Here is an 18,124-nt window from a genome sequence, read left to right as displayed (position 1 = left end):
CTAATCCGTGGATTAACGCTGACCAATGGTATAACGAACAGCGATACCTACGTTGGCTTCGAAAGAATTGTAATAATCAGGAGCCGTTACGAGAAAGGTCGGACGTACATCGGCAGTCAGGTTCAGCGGAATCTTGCTGAATTTGTAGTCGATACCACCTGTGGGGAACAGACCTACGCCTACACCACGGTATTCTTTATAACGATCGTTGGCAAAACCGTTGTAAACCACGGCACCACCACCTACGAACCAACGCAGACCGTCAACGGGAATGTTGAAGTGGTGTTGGTAAGCACCTGAAAAATGCAGGTAGAACGTGCGGAAATCGTCCGACACATAAGAATAACCACGGGATCCTGCGCCGAAATTCAGTTCAATAGCACCTGGCTGGGTCACAAAAAACTTATAGGAAACAGAGCCTACGTCATAATAAGTGGTACCAAAACGGCCACCGATGGCGCTCTTGTAGGTACTCTGGGCATTGGCCGCCAGACCAAACATTGCAGTTAGCGCTACTAACAAAATAGTTTTTTTCATTTCTAGCTTTTTTTGATTTGAGAAATCGGGGCAAAAATACAACATTCTTATTTTTAGCCCATTAGCTAATATCGCAAAAAGTGTTCCATGACTGCTGGCAAGCCGTTTGCAACGTTTGAACAATGGTTTTCTTCTACTGAAAACCTCCACGGTCCCAAACTTAAATTCTTTATCTTTGAACGCTTTTTTATGAAAAAGAAATACGCAATCAGTCTCTTTGTATTTTTTGTGGCATTTTTTGCTCAACTGAGTGGTTATGCGCAAGATAGGCAACCATTTTATGCAGCCATGGCTGCTAAGGATGCCGGTATCATCGATAAGCAACTGGAGGTGGTCCGCAAAAGTTCGTCGGCTGAAAAAACTGCGCTGGAAGGGGCTTTACTGATGCGCAAGGCTGGTGTGGTAGGTGGCGCCGGCAGAAAATTAAAGCTTTTTAAAGAAGGCAAATCCAAACTGGAAGAAGCTATTTCCAAAGACGGAAACAACGCCGAGTACCGCTTTCTGCGTCTCATGATCCAGGAAAATGCGCCCGGCATCGTGAACTATAGCGGGGATATTGACGAAGACAAAGAATTTATACGCAAGCATCATAAAAAATTACCTCCTGCCGTACAGTCCGCCGTGGCCTCGTACGCCAGGAATTCCAAGGTGCTTCGCCCGGAAGACCTGTAACTATAATTAAACATGAATAAGAAAGTTTTAGCGGTTTACTTCTCACAGACCGGGCAACTGGGTCAGATCATCGACAGGTTTACGGCGCCACTTGAAAAAGCAGGCGCTTCCGTCGAAAAACTGGTGATACAACCCGCTAAAAAGTTCCCTTTTCCCTGGACTTCTCCTGCTTTTTTCGGTGCCATGCCGGATTGTGTGCTGCTGAAGCCCGCAGAACTGGAGCCGTTCACGCTTCGCGAAAGCAACTACGACCTGATCATTATCGGTTACCAGCCGTGGTTCCTGTCCCCGAGCATTCCCGCTAATTCCTTTTTACAACATCCCGCATTCCTGGCGGTGGCACGCAATACGCCCGTGGTGACTATCAGCGGCTGCCGCAATATGTGGATCAATGCACAGGAAAAAATAAAAGGCCTGCTTTCCAAAGCCGGCGCCCGCCTGGTGGGAAATATCGCGCTCGTAGACAAACACAACAATTATGTGAGCCTGGTTACCATTATTCACTGGATGTTTTCCGGCCGCCGCGATAAAAAATGGGGCATCTTTCCCAAGCCCGGCGTCACCGATGAAGATATTGCCAATTCAGCTATATTTGGCGAAACGGTAAGTGCGCATCTGGCTGGTAATAATTGGGAAAGTCTTCAGCCCCGCCTTGTGGAACAAAAAGCAATACAGATCAAGTATCACCTGATGTTTTTCGAAGGAAAGGGCGCCCGTTTCTTCCCGATCTGGGCCAACCTGATCAACAAAAAAACCAATAAAGGTCCCTGGGTTACCGGTTTTAAATATTATCTCCTGTTCGCCCTGCTGATCATGGGACCGCTGATGCTGTTGATCGATACACTGTTTTTCCGGTGGTTTAAACTGAACCGTATCAAAGAACAAAAACAATATTATTCTGGAGTCGCCTTAAATTAAGATCATGTCGCTGAACGAAGTTTTCATTACCCGTACGTCTCATTTCCTTCCTAATGAACCCGTGTCAAATGATGATATTGAGGAATACCTGGGCTATATCAACAACAAACCGTCGAAATCAAAAAGACTGGTGCTGCGCAATAATGGTATTACCAAACGTTATTATGCCATCGACCGCAGCGGAAAGTCTACGCATACAAATGCTGAAATGGTCGCTCAGTCCATCCGTGGATTGTTCGATAAACCGGAAGATATCAGGCAACTTGACCTGATCTCCTGCGGCACTTCTTCCCCGGATCAGCTGATGCCCTCGCACGGTGTGCAGGTACATGGCTCTCTGCCCGAGGCCGGCATCATCGAAGTGGTATCGCCTTCGGGTGTTTGCTGCGCAGGTATGCACGCGCTGAAATATGCCTATATGTCTGTTCGCACCGGCGAAGCACATACCGCTGTTGCCACCGGATCAGAACGTCTCTCCCGCACCATGCGCTCCGAGATGTTCGACGAGGAAGCCTCCAAACTGGAAGCACTCGCCGAAAATCCCTATATCGGTTTTGAAAAAGAATTCCTCCGCTGGATGCTCTCCGACGGCGCCGGCGCCTTCCTCCTCAGCGATAAAAAGAACGAAACCGGGCTGAACCTCCGCATCGACTGGCTCGACGGCTTTTCCTATGCACAGCAAATGGAAGCCTGCATGTACATGGGCAGCGATAAAGATGCGGATGGCAACCTGATCAGCTATAAAGATTTTACCAACGAAGACCTCATCGGCAAATCCATCATGAGCATCAAACAGGATGTGAAGCTGCTGGGTGAACACGTAGTACCACTCGGTATCACCAAAATGCGTGAGACACTGGAAAAAAGAGGCTGGGACGTAAAAGATGTTAACTACTTCCTGCCACACATGTCCAGCAATTTCTTCCGCACCAAGATCTTCGATGAAATGGAAAAGCAAGGCATTCCTATTCCTTACGAAAACTGGTTTGTGAACCTGCCGAACGTAGGCAATGTAGGCGCCGCCTCCATTTACCTTATGGTAGACGAACTGTTCCAGAGCGGCAAGCTGAAGAAAGGAGACCGTATCCTGCTGCTGGTACCGGAAAGCTCACGTTTCTCTTACATGTACGGCGGTCTTACCGTTTGCTGATAAGCGCCCTTTAAATTTTTTCTTTATGAAAAAACAAGATATCCCACAGGACCCGAGCGCATTGAACAATGTGACGAAGGAGGTAACCTACGCCGTGGACGAATCGGGCAATTACACCACCGGCCTCAGCACCGGATGGAGCGTAAAAGCCGAAGCACTCGACGTGGCCTGGCAGGACATCGAAAAAAGAGTGGCCGATGCACGTAAGAAAGTGGAAGACGGCGAAGCCAGTCCGCTGCTTTTTTTCATGGAAACAAAATTAATGGATCTTACGATCGTGGCTTCCTATACCGGCTTCTGGAAATGGCAGGTAAAACGTCATCTCAAACCCGGTGTATTTAAAAATCTGTCCGACCGCAAACTGCAGAAATATGCGGAGCTGTTTGAAGTATCCGTCAATCAACTAAAGCAACCTTTCGCTTAAGAAAGGCGCAACCACTAAACCTTCATGACACTAGATTTCAAACACACGCAGACAGCCCATTGCGAAAATGGCGTTACCGTTGGCCTGCTCCGGCATTACGGTATGAATCAAATCACAGAGCCGCTGGCTTTTGGTATCGGTTCGGGGCTTTTCTATATTTATCTCGGTATCGTAAAAGTGAACAACGCACCGTTGATCTCTTTCCGCACCATGCCGGGTAACATTTTCAAGCGTACCTGTCAGTCGCTCGACATTCCGGTCGTGAGAAAAAAATTCGCTTCGCGCGAAAGTGCGGCCCGTGCGCTCGACGAGAGACTGGCTGCCGGCCATCCCGCCGCGTGCCAGGTAGGCGTATATTATCTTACTTATTTCCCCAAAGAATACCGTTTTCATTTCAACGCGCACAACCTCATCATCATCGGCAAGGAAGGCGATACCTACCAGATCAGCGACCCGGTAATGGACAGCCTTCATACACTGACCAGTTATGAACTTGAGCGTGTGCGTTTTGCCAAAGGACCATTAGCCCCGCGCGGTCAGATCTATTATCCCGGTGCGTTCGGTTCCGTGAGTGATGAACAAATCAAAAAAGCCATTGTATCCGGTATCAAGCGCAACATCCGCGACATGCTGCACATTCCGGGTTTCTTTGCGGGTGTGAGCGGTATCCGTTACACCGGTAAAAAAATCAAAACCTGGAAATCCAAACTCGGCGATGAAAAGTCGAGAAGCTACCTCGCGCAACTGGTGCGGATGCAGGAAGAAATTGGTACCGGCGGCGGTGGATTCCGTTTTATCTATGGTGCATTTCTTCAGCAATCACATGCTTATCATCCGGTAGATGAATTACCCGAGATAGCAGGTCTTTTCACCAAAGCCGGTGACCGCTGGCGCGATGCAGCCGTGCAGGCAGCAGGCATCTATAAAGGACGCCTCAGCAGTCAGGCCGATTACGATGTAATGGGCGACATGCTGATCGAAATTGCCGGTCTCGAAAAAGAAGCTTTCACACGTCTCAAAAAAACAGTTCCCCTGCTGAAATAGACCGGGCCGAATAGATGGACGCAGCCATACAGATATCCGGACTCTCCTTTCGCTACCAGGCGCAGGAGCCCGTACTCGACCAGCTTGATCTCACGATCGAAGCGGGCGAACGGTTCGGTCTGTTTGGACCAAACGGCGCAGGCAAAACCACGCTCATGGGCCTCATGACCGGGCTTCTGCCGTATAAAACCGGCTCGGTTAAATTACTGGGCTATGAACTGCGCGGCCGCGACAGGAAGATCAATAGCCTGTTCGGTTTAGTGCCACAGGATTTCTCCTTTTATCCCGAACTCAGCACGGAAGAAAATCTTCAATTCTTTGGTGCCTGGGCAGGATTGAATAAAAAAGAAATCAAAGAGAAAACCAACGAATTGCTGTCGGTACTGTCGCTCGAAAAAGTGCGTACAAAGGCGGTAGGAAAATTTTCCGGCGGCATGAAAAGACGGGTCAACCTGGCCATTGCCGTGATGCATGAGCCGCGCGTATTATTTCTCGACGAACCAACCGTTGGTGTGGATGTGCAAACACGGCACGCCATCATTCATTATCTCAAACAACTCAATCAGCATGGCACCACGCTCATCTACACTTCGCATCAGTTGCATGAAGCCGAAGACCTGTGTACGCGTGTAGCCATGATTGATGAAGGAAAAATAATTATTAACGATACGCTCACCAACCTGCTTCATCAACACAAACAAGACGGACTCGAAGGCTTGTTTCTGGAGTTGACAGGACGAGCGTACAGGTCATAATGTGATAATTTGATGATTTGAAAATTTGAAAATGCTTTTAGGGGCCGTCTTCAATCTTCATTCTCAAATCATCAAATTTTCAAATTGTCAAATTAACTATGTTCCGTCTCTGGTCGACCATCATAAAAGATCTGCGTATTCTCACCCGTGACAAGGTGGGACTGACGCTGATGTTCCTGATGCCGGTGGTATTGACCATTGTGATCACTTCGGTGCAGAACGGCACCTTTGAAATGGTCAACAACAACAAAGTGGCCATCATTCTCGACAACCGCGATGCCGATACTTCGGCATCGGCATCGCGCGAACTGGTAAAGACCATCGAAGACGCGGGCATGTTTACTATCGCCGAACGCGGCCCTTACAAAAACGAACAGGAAGTCCGCGACCAGATGTATAAAAAAGAGATCCTTGTGGCGGTGGTCATTCCTCCTACTTACAGCCGGGACGTAATGGCCCGCGCGCAATCTGTGGCACGCAAGGCGCTCAAAGATATTTCCGGAGAAAACAATACAGCTTCCGGTGAAGGCGATAGTCTTGCGCCTTTGCAACTGCTTTATCATCCTACACTGCAGCTTTCCTTTCGCCGCAGCATCGAAGGTGCGCTTGGCAGCGTACTGCAGGTAGTACAGAGCAAATACATCGTTAAAAGCCTTTACAAAGCCATCAACGAAGAAAATATTCCCGATTCGGTGGAAAGCCAGATCGTGGGGCAGCAAACGGAGATCATTCCCGTTGCCGTTTCCCGCGATGGCAACCGCGGCAATCCGAATGCCACGCAACACAATATTCCTGCATGGACGGTATTTGCCATGTTCTTTATCGTCATATCGCTGGGAAGTAGCATTGTACGGGAAAAGCGAAGCGGAAGCTTTCTTCGCCTGCGCACGCTGCCCACGCATTTCGGCGTAGCCATGGTCTCCAAACAGATCACTTACATTCTCATTACCCTGTTGCAGGCCGTCGTGATTTTCGGGCTGGGTATATTTTTATTTCCACATATCGGTTTACCGGCACTCATATTGCCCGGTGATATTACAGCGCTGGTATTGGTGACGCTGCTTTGCGGATGGTGTGCCACCAGTTTTGCCATCTGTGTAGGCGTATATGCCAACACGCAGGAGCAGGCCAATGGCTTTGGCGCCGTGTCGATAGTGCTGCTGGCAGCCATTGGCGGATTATTGGTCCCGTCGTTCGCCATGCCCGAAGGATTTCGCTATATCATGAAACTGTCGCCCCTGCACTGGTGCATGGAGGCCTATTACGGTCTTTTCCTTGAGGGCGGTAAACTGGGCGATATTTTAATGAATATTATACCTTTGCTCGTTATAACCCTCGCATTCCAGGTTGTGGCTTGGTGGGGACTGAAACGGAAACGGCTGGTTTAAAAACCGCGTTGCCGCAAAAAAAGAAAGCAGAAATAATGGAAAAAGAACAACTGAAGCAGCAATTAAAAGAGCAGATCATCAAATTCCTGAATCTGACGAATGTAAAACCGGAAGATATAAAGGACGATGAGCCATTGTTCGGAGAAGGACTGGGACTTGATTCTATTGATTCAATCGAGCTGATCGTGCTGCTCAGCCGCGAATACGGCATCAATATCCAGGATCCTAAAGAAGGACGCAAGATCCTGGTGAATATTGATACCATGGTTGACTATATCGAGCAGCACCGCACCAAATAAGAGATTCCGTGAGCCGAATCCTCATTACCGGCATAGGAGCATTCAGTGCCATCGGGGATAATGTGGCAGCTAACCGCCAGGCGCTGATTTCCGGACAAAGTGGTATACGTACCCTGTCCAATTTCCCTTCGCGTTATGCGGGCAGTTTGCCATGCGGTGAAATAACCCGCTCCACAGATGAACTGAAGCAATCATCCGGCATCGATGACCCGGGCGTTACCCGTACGTCCCTGATTGCCCTGCAGGCCTTACGGGAAGCGATAACGGATGCAGGTCTTACACCGGAGCAACTTCGCTCCTCCGATACAGCCCTTATCAATGCCAGCACGGTTGGCGGCATGTGCCTCACCGATGAATTGTATCATGATGCCAACAACGATGGCCTCGCGGGATCACCGTTTCTCAGCTCCTACGATAACGCATCGGTTACCTTATTTCTCGGACAACACCTGCGCATTGGTGGTATTCAGAATACCATCAATACCGCCTGCTCTTCCTCTGCCAATGCTATTCTTTACGGCGCACGTTTATTACGTCATGGGTTTGCACGCCGCGTGATCGTTGGTGGAGCGGATAGCCTGGCCAAATTCACCATCAACGGATTCAAAGCGTTGCATATTCTTTCGGCAAATCCCTGTACACCCTTCGATGCCGGGCGTACAGGACTTAATCTCGGCGAAGCCGGTGCCTATCTCGTTCTCGAACGCGAAGAAGATTGCCACGATAAAAAAACATATGCGCACTGCGCCGGTTATGGCAACAGCAATGACTCTTATCACCCCTCTTCCATTTCCGATGAAGGCGAAGGACCATTCCTGTGTATGCAACGTGCATTGGAAGCCGCACAGCTTACCGCGGGTGATATCGATGCCATCAACGCTCATGGAACGGCCACGGAAAACAACGATGAAACGGAAAGCCGCGCCATGATCCGGCTTTTCGGTACGCCTCCTCCTTTTTTATCCACCAAAGCTTACACGGGCCATACCCTGGGCGCCGCCGGTGCATTGGAAGCCGTTTTCAGTATTCTGCAATTGCAATACCAGGAGAGCTATCCGGCTCTTCGTTTCAATGAACCTATTGTCTCCACAGGCCTGATCCCATCCGCATCTTACCGCAGCCTGCCGGTAACACATATCATGTCCAACTCCTTTGGATTCGGAGGCAACTGTTCATCCCTCATCTTTTCCGCCGTCTGATGCTTTTGTTAAATAATCGGTAGAAATACACTTCATACAAAAACATTTAGTGACTTTTGTACGGTCAGCCTCATTCATGTACATCCATTACCATAATTGTATTTTCCCGCAGCAGACCGCTCTTCCCGGCGGGCTGGATACATTATTGCCCGCCGATGGCAATCAACTGAAAGCCATCGAACCGTCATACGACGGTGTGCCTCCCGGATTGTTGAGAAGAATGGGTAAAGCCGTGCGGATGGGTACAGGTACGGCATTGCCGCTGCTGAAAGATCTCCGTCCCGATGGCATCATCATCGGTACCGCCAATGGTGGAATGGAAGACTGTATCCGTTTTCTCAACCAGATCATCGACTACGATGAAGGCATGCTTACGCCGGGTAACTTTGTCCAAAGCACGCCCAACGCTATTGCCGGTCAGTTGGGACTAATGACACGCAACCAGTGTTACAACATCACGCATGTGCATCGCGGGCTTTCATTCGAGCAGGCTTTGCTGGATGCGGCAATGCTGTCAATGGAACATCCACATCGCAATTACCTTGTAGGTGCTGTGGATGAAATTGCCGACTACAATTACAACATCGATTTGCTCGGCGGCTGGTACAAAAAACATCCGCAACAAAACAAGGATCTATACGAGGCAAACAGTCCGGGTAGTATTGCCGGGGAAGGTGCCGTGATGCTGGTGGTAAATGGTCAGCCGGAAGAAGCCGTTGCCCGTTTGCGGGCCATCCGTTCCTGGCATGGCACGAATCCTGACGACGCCAGAACGAATATCGAAGCATTCCTGCAACAATACACCGACGGAAATATTCCGTTGCTCATCACCGGTGAGAATGGCGACAACCGCCTGCTCCCTTACTACGAAACCTGCGAAAAACTACTTCCCGGAAGCGCCGTTGGGCGCTTCAAACATATGAGCGGCGAATACCCCACGGCCGCGGGCATCGCACTCTGGCTTACCTGCCGGCTGTTTGAAGGAGAAGCTCTTCCTCACCATTTCTATAAAAAAGGTAAAGAAAATACCGCGGGGCCGGTATTGATTTATAATACTTACAAAGGCGAACAACACAGCCTGATCTTACTATCAAAAAAATAGTTATTTTAGTTCCCCTAATCAAAAACAACCTTAACAAATGAAACCTAAATTTCTCAGAGCCACCCTGCTGGTAATGACTACTGCCTGCCTTTCGCTGACTGCCCTGGCTCAAAAAATCAAACTCAAAGAAGGAAGTCTCGACGTATTGAAAAACGAAACAAGCATCAATATCGAGTTCACCTATGACAACATGGCGGTAGGAAAATTCGATAAAGAAGCTGACTACATCAACAAAAAGAAAACCGAGTACAACGCTAAAGAAGCCGGCCGTGGCGACCGTTGGGAAAAAGCCTGGATCGACGACCGCAAGAACCGCTTCGAGCCTAATTTCATCGAGCTGTTTACCAAACATGCGGAAATGACCGACAGCAAAAAAGCCAAGTATACATTGATCTTTCATACCACTTTCACCGAGCCTGGCTTCAACGTGTATGTTACCCGTAAGAATGCCTCTATCGATGCAGAAGTATTGATCGTGGAAACTGCAAACAAAAGCAATGTGATTGCCAAACTCACATTGGACAATGCGCCCGGCCGCACGTTCATGGGCAATGACTGGGATACCGGCGAACGCATCTCCGAGTCTTACGCCAAGGCTGGTAAGTCTCTCGGAAAATACATCAAGTAATTTTTTCCCTCAATTATAAAGAAAGGCGGACCAATGGTCCGCCTTTCTTGTCAATAAGTCAATCAGTGAATGAGTGAATACTGAATTGTTAATCACAAATCCATGGTTCGTGTATACACGAACCATGGGATACAGAAATCTTAGCGCCTTTGCCCCTTACGCCGCTTTGCGTGAAAAAGCGACGCCGTCTTATTGACGATTGACCATTGACGATTCACGTTTTTCACATCAACTCAATCACCTCCTTTACCCTTATATCATCCGAAGCCGAACCGACCATCACATCAAACACACCTGGCTCCGCGATCCATTGAAGCTTGTCGTTGTAGAAGGATAATTTTTCTTTATTGATGATGAACTGTACAGTCTTGGTTTCGCCGGGCTGCAAACTGATCTTTCTGAAATCTTTTAATTCCTTTACCGGCCGCACCACCGACCCGAAACGGTCGCGGAGATAGAGTTGCACCACTTCTTCGCCGGCATATTTACCGGTGTTGGTCACCTTCAATTGCAGACTGATCTGCTCACCGGCTTTCATTTTCTTTTTATCCAGTTGCAGGTTGTCGTAACGAAACGTCGTATAACTAAGTCCATAACCAAATGCGTAACGTGGAGACAAAGACAAATCGGTATAAGCCGATTTGTAATTACGATCGCTGTCACTGGCAGCCGGACGTCCCGTGTTGAAATGATTGTAGTAAATAGGAATCTGTCCTTCTGCGCGCGGGAAAGTCATGGGTAATTTTGCCGATGGATTATAATCGCCTGTCAGTACATCCGCCAACGCATTACCGGCTTCGCTGCCGAGCCACCAGGAGTATACAATGGCGGGCATGTTGTCCGCCGTCCAGTTAAAGATCAAGGGACGGCCGGCGTTGATGACCACGACAACCGGTACGCCGGTAGCATGGATAGCTTTGATCAGCTCTTCCTGCACGCCGGGCAGTTGCAGGCTGGCGCGGCTATGTGCTTCACCACTCATGTCGCGGCTTTCACCCACGCTCATGATCACAAGCTGCGAAGCTTTTGCCACACGCAGGGCCTCTTCAAATCCGCCGCGTGAGGTATCGGCAATGCCACAACCTTTTGCATAAGTCAGTTGCGTATTGGCCGGCAGTCGTTCACGCAGGCCCTGCCACTGCGAAACGATATAACTTGAATCGTCAGGCATCTCGATGCTCCAGAAGCCGAGATTCTGCTTGACTTCCTTCACCAGCGGCCCGATGAAGGCAATTCTTTTTAACGTATCCGATAAGGGCAGCAACGAGTTTTCATTTTTCAGCAATACGATACTTTTTTTCGCCATGTCACGCGCCGCCGCTTTATGTGATGCGTTGTTCAATGCCTGCTGCTCGCGTTCTTCGTTACAGAATTTGAATGGATCGTCAAACAGACCCATTTCAAATTTCTTGCGGAGTATCCGGCGTACCGCGTCATCAACTATTGAAAGAGGCACTTCGCCTTTTTTAACCAGTGTCACCAGGTGATCCCTGTACGCGCGGCTTTCCATGTCCATATCGCTTCCTGCGAGTATGGCCGATTTTGCTGCGGCAGCACCATCAGCTGAATAGCCGTGTGCGATCATTTCACCGATCGATCCCCAGTCGCTGACGACGAAACCGGAGAATTTCCATTTTCCTTTTAAAATATCACGCTGCAGGTAACGGTTGGCGGTGGCGGGAATGCCATTCAGGTCATTGAAGGAATTCATGAATGTGGCGGCACCCGCGTCCAGTGCGGCTTTAAAAGGAGGAAGATAGGTTTCCCACAACATCCTGTCGCTCATGTCTACGCTGTTATAATCGCGGCCACCAATGGCGGCACCATAGGCGGCAAAGTGCTTTACACAAGCCATCACGGCATCGATATCTCCCAATCTTTTTCCCTGAAAACCTTTTACACGTGCGGCAGCGATCAGTGAACCGAGATAGGTATCTTCTCCTGCACCTTCCATCACGCGGCCCCAACGTGGATCGCGGCCGATATCGACCATGGGCGCAAAGGTCCAGTGGATGCCGCTTGCCGCTGCTTCCACTGCGGCTACGCGTGCAGCTTTTTCGATAGCGGCCAAATCCCAGCTTGCCGCTTCGGCTAACGGAATGGGGAAGGTTGTTTTATAACCGTGTATCACGTCCTGCCCGAACAGCAGTGGTATGCGCAGGCGCGATTGTAGCGCGATCGTCTGAACGGCGCGTGTATCTTTTACGCCTTTCACGTTCAGCATGGACCCCACTTTTCCCTGACGCAGTTGTTCGTCTTTGCGGTCGTCGCCGGATACAGGTCCGGTAGCCAGGCCATCGGCGGTATATTGATTGAGTTGCCCTACTTTTTCCTCAAGCGTCATCAACCGGAGAACGGAATCAACGCGCCGGTCAATTTTCGTTTGTGCAGCTGCCGTTGTTGTCACCAACAGCAATATTGCTATGATAATTCTGTTAATCATTTTTATTAATTAAAAAACAAGCGTTGCAATGGAGTGTGGTAATGCAGTTACTTCGGCGGCCCGGCCATTTATCCAAAGGTAATAAGGCGTGCTTTTGTCGCTTTGGTTCATTACTACTACCACGGTCTTTCCATCTTCGTTTACAAATGCCGTGGACAACAATTGACTTCTGGAAGGGGCCGCAATCACTCTACGCGCGCCGGGCTTAATAAATTTGGAAAAATGTCCGATATAATAGTAAGCATTGGTATAAATGAGTTCGCCTGTGCGCGTATCGGCATGCACGGGTGCAAAACAAAAATTACCCACGTGATTGGGACCGCCGGTTTCATCCAATAGAATATTCCAGTCGGTGAAACCTGTCATGCCGTTATTAAAATCGTTGATCATGCTGCGGCCATATTCTTCGCCCAGCACCCAAGCCTTGTAGCGGGTGGGATTAAAACTTTCCGCGCAGCCTTCCGTAAAGAACAGGTGTTTGTCGGGAAACGCTTCATAAACGCGGCGCAGGTTGTCGAACATGGGTTGTCCCCCGCTCCAGTCTTCGTACCAATGATACCCGATGCCCCAGATGTATTTCGCCGCTTCGGGATCGCTGAGATAGGTTTGTGCGCGCTGATAAATCAGATCGCGGTTATGATCCCACACGATGATTTTTTTATCGGCATAACCGGCTTTGTGCATCGTTGGGCCTAGGTGGTTTTTCAGAAAATCCCTTTCTTCTTCGGCCGTATAGATACAGCTTTCCCAGGTCTGTGTGGCCATCGGTTCGTTTTGTATCGTGATGCCCCAGACGGGAATTCCCTCTTTCTCGTAGGCTTTGATAAAGTGGGTATAATAAGAAGCCCAGCTTTCGTAAAACTCGGGTTTGAGTTTGCCGCCTTTGAGCATGTTGTTGTTGTCTTTCATCCAGGCCGGCGGGCTCCAGGGACTGGCGAAAAATTTCAGGCTGCCACCGGCAGCAGCCATTGCCTGTTTGATGAATGGAATTTTAAACCGTCTGTCGTGGGCCACATCGAATGTTTTCAATTCTTTGTCGTTGTCGGCTACATAGGTATACATATCGCTGCTGAAATCGCAGCTATTGATATTGGTACGCGCCACGGTATAACCGATGCCTTGTTGTTTGTCGAAATGTGCTTTGAGGAATTCCTGTTGTTTGGCAGGTGGCAGCTTGGCGAATGTTTCCGCCGCAGCATCGGTGAGTGCAGCACCGATGCCTTCGAATTGCTGGAATTGCCTGGTTGGATCCACGAATACGCAGATCTGTGTTTCCACCGGTTGTTTCATTTCTTTGAACACAACCGTGTCGGTAATGGTGAGGCGATAGTCGGTACTGTCGGCCGTGGTATACACGATTACTTTTTTGCCATCGACAGACGGGGCCGGGGCTGTTTGAGGTCCGGCCTTCTCCTGCTTTTGCGGTGCGTTGCAGGCCAGGAATAAAACACTACCGATCATGAGGGCAGCTTTCGTCATTGTTTGTCTTTTTATTTTTTAAAATGCATAACAGTCCAGGCACAATGCACCGGCATTGCGTCCTTGTAACAGACAAATTGTTAAACTGATTAAGCAAGTGGGGAGTGGGTTATTTCCCCGACGAAAAGCAGTGAGTGATGAAATTAAAGTAAAAATTCAAAAGTAAAAAGTAAAAACAGCCGTATTAGGTAATAAGTAATAAGTAGTAAGTTATAAGTAAGCAGCAATTGTCTTCCTGGTTCCCCCTCCGGATTTTATCTAAACCCTATAACTTATTACTTAATACTTACTACTTATAACTCACTACTTCTTTCTCACTGAAAAAAGCCACGCCAGCAAACCCGGCTCCGCAAAGGCCGGATCCCAACTGTTGTGATTAGCATCTGGATACAACGTGAAGCGCACTTTAGCGCCCGTTTTCTTTAAAGCCTCCACCATTTTTTCAGAATATTCCGGCAGCACCACATCGTCCTTGGCCCCATGAAACACCCACCAGTTGACACTTTTCAGCAAAGACGCCGTAGACGGATCGGCACCACCGCAGATCGGAGCGGCGGCAGCAAAAGTTTTGGGCAACCGGCGGACCAGTTCAAATGTGCCCATGCCTCCCATACTCAACCCCATCACATATACCTGATCACTTTTCACCTTGTACTGCTTTAACAAATGACCAGTCAGGGATACAAGCAACTGCATGGCCTGCGAGGGCGGGCCGTCGGGAACAAAATAAAACTTACGCTGCCCGGTGGAGTCGGCTACCGTCTGTACATTAGACCAGTAGCTGGTTTCAGCGCATTGCGGGAAAACGACAATAGCCGGATAACGTTTGCGGATGCTGTCGCGCAGAAACAATGAGGCGCCATGCACCAATTGCTTTTCATTATCCCTGCCACTCTCGCCACGCCCGTGAAGAAACAACACCAGCGGATACGCTCGTTTGGGATCATAATTTTCCGGCAACAATAACCGGTACGGCAAGGTGTCGCCGTTTTGTATGAATTGGTATCGCTGATAAGCCGAGAGATCACGCTGCTGCGCAGTGGCCGCAACACTGATCAGCAATAACAGCGGAAGGAGTAGTTTTTTCATTACTGCAGTTTAAAGGATGCTTCTTTTACATCGCGGCTGTTGCCACCGATGAAAACGTTGAAATCGCCGGGTTCGGCTACGTACTTCAGGTCGTAGTTATAAAACTTCAGGGTTTCCGCATTGATCGTAAAGGATACCGTGCGGCTCTCCCCGGCTTTGAGCTCGACTTTTTCAAATCCTTTCAACTCTTTTACCGGACGCGTTACACTACCAACGAGATCGCGGATATACAACTGAACCACTTCTTTGCCGGCAACCTTGCTGTTGTTGGTAAGCGTTACACTCGCCGTGATAGATTGTCCGGGTCTGAAAGAGGCAGCGCTCAGTTTGATATCACTGTAAGTAAACTGCGAATAACTCAGGCCAAAACCAAACGGATACAGCGGATCGTTAGGCACATCGAGATAGTTGGAGCGGAATTTTTCAAACCATTTTCCTTCGGCCAGCGGGCGGCCGGTATTCTTGTGCGCATAATAGATCGGCACCTGGCCTACGTTGCGGGGAAATGTTGCGGTCAGTTTGCCCGAAGGATTGACGTCGCCAAATAATACATCGGCAACGGCATAACCGGCTTCCGATCCGCCAAACCATACGTTGAGGATGGCCGGTACATTTTTTTCTTCCCATTCCAATGTCAACGGACGACCCGTGAACAACACGAGTACGACAGGTTTGCCTGTTTTCAATAATTCTTTCAGCAGTTGTTGCTGCACATCGGGAATGCCGAGTTCGGTACGGCTCGAGCTTTCCCCACTCATCTCGGAAGATTCGCCCAGGGCCGCTACGATCACATCGGATTGATTGGCAACGGCCAGCGCCTCGCGAAGCATTTCTTCATTGGATCGCTGATCGCGGTGCAATGTTTTGCCAAACATCGTTGCATTTTTTTCATACGTACTATCAGCAACCAGGTTGGAACCTTTGGCATAAAGAATTTTTGCTTTGTCTCCCGCCACTTCTTTCAATCCCTGCAACACAGGAATGGCTTTGGAAAAATCCGCCGCCACACTCCAGGTACCGGGCATGTTTTCCTTAGCATCGGCAAGTGGCCCGATCAACGCAATGGTACCCGACTTGCGGATCGGTAAGGTATTGGCCTGGTTTTTCAGCAACACAAAACTTTCGGCGGCGATCTTACGCGCCTCGTTACGAGGTGCGGTGGTGAATATTTCTGTCTTTGAACGTTGTTCGTTGCAATAGCGATAAGGATCGGCAAAGAGGCCGAGTTTGTATTTCGCTTCGAGAATACGGCGGCAGGCAGCATCGATCTGTGCCAATGTCACCTTTCCTTCCTGCAATGATTTTTTCAATGTGGTCAGGAACCCTTCCCCTACCATGTCCATATCGATACCGGCTTTTAAGGCAAGCGAGGAAACGGTTTGCAAATTACCGAGACCGTGATCTACCATTTCGTTGATGCCTGTATAGTCTGTTACCACAAATCCTTTGAATCCCCATTGCTTGCGCAATACGTCGGTCATCAGCCATTTGTTGGCAGTAGCGGGAATGCCGTCCACTTCGTTGAAAGAAGCCATCACACTGCCCACGCCGGCATCAACGGCGGCTTTATAGGGCGGAAAGTAATCGTTGTACATGCGCATGCGGCTCATGTCCGTGGTATTGTAATCGCGTCCGGCTTCGGCGGCACCATACAAGGCGTAATGTTTTACGCAGGACATGATGGTGTTAGCCGCTCCGAGATCTTTTCCCTGGTAACCCTGCACCATGGCTTTGGCGATGGCGGATGCCAGAAACGGATCTTCGCCATTTCCTTCTGAAACGCGCCCCCAGCGCGGATCGCGGGAGATGTCTACCATCGGCGAGAACGTCCAGTTGATGCCGTCGGCACTCGCTTCTATAGCGGCAATGCGGGCACTGCGTTCGATCGCCTGCATGTCCCAGGTACAGGAAAGTCCGAGCGGGATCGGGAACACCGTCTGGTATCCGTGGATCACATCCATGCCGAAGATCAGCGGGATCTTCAGCCTGCTCTGTTCTACCGCCACGCGTTGTACGTCGCGGATTTTTTCCACGGACTTGATATTGAAAAGACCGCCTACTTTGCCTTCGCGGATCTGGCCCGCAATGTTGGAGTTGGATGCCTGCCCGGTTGTAATGTCTCCGGCACCCGGCAGGTTCAATTGCCCGATCTTTTCGTCGAGTGTCATTTTTTTCATCAGCGCATCCACAAAGATTTTCATCTTGCCGTCGTTCGTTACTTGCGCGATGGCTTGTGTGGAGATGGCTGTCAGTGCGATCAATAATAACTTCCGCATTCGTCAGGTATTTTAGATAGTTTCAAAAATGTGATCAGGGAGTAGCGTTTGTGGTCGCTGGTTTTTTTAGCACAGGCAGCAGTACCCGTTTCCATATCTCGTAGCCTTTTGCGTTCATGTGCAGATTATCATTTACAAAAAGATCGGGAAACACTTTTCCTTCATCGTCTACCATTTCCCGGTAAACATCAACATACACGGCATTTTTGCGGTTGCGGAGAAAATTGCGGATAAGTGTATTGCCAACGATCATTTTCGATTGCAGCAGCACACGGCTGGGGCTGGGTTTCATCGAGATGTACACGATCTGTACGTCTTTCATTTTTTTTCGCAGCAGGTAATAAAGCTGCCTGAACCGCTCGGCTACTATTTCGCCGGTAACGGTATCTGATGCGGCGAGATCATTTTCTCCGCAATAGATAATGACCTGCCGGGTATTGTTCACCGGCACAATATCATCCAGGTAGTAGATCACATCCGGAATGGAGGATCCGCCAAAACCGTTGTTGTTGATTTCATACCCGGGAAAATAACTGTTTACGTCTTTCCACCGTGTAAACGAGGAACTGCCGATCAGCAGGATTTGTTGCTGTCTGGTCATCTTCAGCGCACTGTCACCTTTGATGATGTTCTGCACTTCACCATAAAAAGGTCGCTGCTGTGCGCCTGCATTGGCAAACAATAACAGCAATAGAAATCCTGTCAGCAAAAATTTTTTCAT

17 protein-coding genes are annotated in these 18,124 nt (G+C 49.2%); 11 read left to right on the top strand and 6 right to left on the bottom strand.

From position 1 onward, the window contains the following. Nucleotides 1-12: 12 nt before the first annotated feature. On the bottom strand, nt 13-537 hold the full coding sequence (locus H608_RS21080) for a hypothetical protein (protein ID WP_038007013.1): 525 nt from the start codon (nt 535-537) through the stop codon (nt 13-15). Nucleotides 538-624: 87 nt separating this feature from the next. Here H608_RS21080 and H608_RS23375 point away from each other — a divergent pair, with 87 nt between their 5' ends. The 11 genes from H608_RS23375 to H608_RS0103265 all read left to right on the top strand — a co-directional run bounded on the left by H608_RS23375 (nt 625) and on the right by H608_RS0103265 (nt 10,116). Continuing rightward, nucleotides 625-1,209 (top strand): hypothetical protein, encoded by a 585-nt coding sequence (locus H608_RS23375; RefSeq protein WP_051267985.1) that lies wholly within the window; start codon nt 625-627, stop codon nt 1,207-1,209. Nucleotides 1,210-1,221: 12 nt separating this feature from the next. Then, nucleotides 1,222-2,127 carry a hypothetical protein gene (locus H608_RS0103310; protein WP_028786431.1) on the top strand — a complete coding sequence of 302 codons (906 nt, stop codon included), beginning with the start codon at nt 1,222-1,224 and terminating at the stop codon, nt 2,125-2,127. Nucleotides 2,128-2,131: 4 nt separating this feature from the next. Beyond that, nucleotides 2,132-3,277, top strand: a complete 1,146-nt coding sequence (darB, locus tag H608_RS0103305; RefSeq protein WP_211227021.1) for a dialkylresorcinol biosynthesis protein DarB — start codon at nt 2,132-2,134, stop codon at nt 3,275-3,277. 25 nt (nt 3,278-3,302) lie between these two features. Further along, nucleotides 3,303-3,701, top strand: a complete 399-nt coding sequence (DarG, locus tag H608_RS0103300) for a flexirubin biosynthesis protein DarG (protein ID WP_028786429.1) — start codon at nt 3,303-3,305, stop codon at nt 3,699-3,701. 24 nt (nt 3,702-3,725) lie between these two features. Continuing rightward, nucleotides 3,726-4,745 carry a BtrH-related acyltransferase DarH gene (gene darH / locus H608_RS0103295; RefSeq protein WP_028786428.1) on the top strand — a complete coding sequence of 340 codons (1,020 nt, stop codon included), beginning with the start codon at nt 3,726-3,728 and terminating at the stop codon, nt 4,743-4,745. A gap of 14 nt (nt 4,746-4,759) precedes the next feature. Then, nucleotides 4,760-5,500: an ABC transporter ATP-binding protein gene (locus tag H608_RS0103290; RefSeq protein WP_028786427.1), complete on the top strand. Its 741-nt coding sequence runs from the start codon at nt 4,760-4,762 to the stop codon at nt 5,498-5,500. A gap of 98 nt (nt 5,501-5,598) precedes the next feature. Continuing rightward, nucleotides 5,599-6,888: an ABC transporter permease gene (locus H608_RS0103285; protein WP_028786426.1), complete on the top strand. Its 1,290-nt coding sequence runs from the start codon at nt 5,599-5,601 to the stop codon at nt 6,886-6,888. A gap of 8 nt (nt 6,889-6,896) precedes the next feature. Next, a complete protein-coding gene (locus H608_RS0103280) occupies nt 6,897-7,187 on the top strand; it encodes a phosphopantetheine-binding protein (protein WP_342664838.1) in 291 nt (96 codons plus the stop codon). 8 nt (nt 7,188-7,195) lie between these two features. Further along, complete coding sequence (locus tag H608_RS0103275) at nt 7,196-8,386, top strand: beta-ketoacyl-[acyl-carrier-protein] synthase family protein (protein WP_028786424.1); 1,191 nt, start codon at nt 7,196-7,198, stop codon at nt 8,384-8,386. Between the two features lie 76 nt (nt 8,387-8,462). Next, the gene (locus H608_RS0103270) at nt 8,463-9,488 is read left to right on the top strand and encodes a beta-ketoacyl synthase chain length factor (RefSeq protein WP_028786423.1); all 1,026 of its coding nucleotides are present in this window, start codon (nt 8,463-8,465) and stop codon (nt 9,486-9,488) included. A 37-nt stretch (nt 9,489-9,525) separates the two neighbouring features. Beyond that, the gene (locus H608_RS0103265) at nt 9,526-10,116 is read left to right on the top strand and encodes a hypothetical protein (RefSeq protein ID WP_028786422.1); all 591 of its coding nucleotides are present in this window, start codon (nt 9,526-9,528) and stop codon (nt 10,114-10,116) included. Between the two features lie 223 nt (nt 10,117-10,339). Here the strand turns inward: H608_RS0103265 and bglX (H608_RS0103260) are convergent, their stop codons facing one another. The 5 genes from bglX (H608_RS0103260) to H608_RS0103240 form a co-directional block, all read right to left on the bottom strand. Then, a complete protein-coding gene (gene bglX, locus H608_RS0103260) occupies nt 10,340-12,559 on the bottom strand; it encodes a beta-glucosidase BglX (protein ID WP_028786421.1) in 2,220 nt (739 codons plus the stop codon). A 9-nt stretch (nt 12,560-12,568) separates the two neighbouring features. Continuing rightward, a complete protein-coding gene (locus H608_RS0103255; protein WP_028786420.1) occupies nt 12,569-14,038 on the bottom strand; it encodes a glycoside hydrolase family 30 protein in 1,470 nt (489 codons plus the stop codon). Nucleotides 14,039-14,341: 303 nt separating this feature from the next. After that, complete coding sequence (locus H608_RS0103250; RefSeq protein ID WP_038007008.1) at nt 14,342-15,127, bottom strand: carboxylesterase family protein; 786 nt, start codon at nt 15,125-15,127, stop codon at nt 14,342-14,344. Next, nucleotides 15,127-17,403 (bottom strand): beta-glucosidase BglX, encoded by a 2,277-nt coding sequence (gene bglX / locus H608_RS0103245; RefSeq protein ID WP_028786418.1) that lies wholly within the window; start codon nt 17,401-17,403, stop codon nt 15,127-15,129. Before bglX (H608_RS0103245) ends, H608_RS0103250 begins: the two co-directional genes overlap by 1 nt. A 34-nt stretch (nt 17,404-17,437) precedes the next feature. Continuing rightward, nucleotides 17,438-18,124, bottom strand: coding sequence for a GDSL-type esterase/lipase family protein (locus H608_RS0103240; protein WP_028786417.1), 687 nt, complete (start codon nt 18,122-18,124; stop codon nt 17,438-17,440).

It is taken from the genome of Terrimonas ferruginea DSM 30193, from assembly GCF_000425585.1.
Lineage (GTDB): Bacteria > Bacteroidota > Bacteroidia > Chitinophagales > Chitinophagaceae > Terrimonas > Terrimonas ferruginea.
The sequence above is the reverse complement of the archived record's forward strand: the minus strand, read 5'-3'. Positions and strand labels throughout refer to the sequence as shown.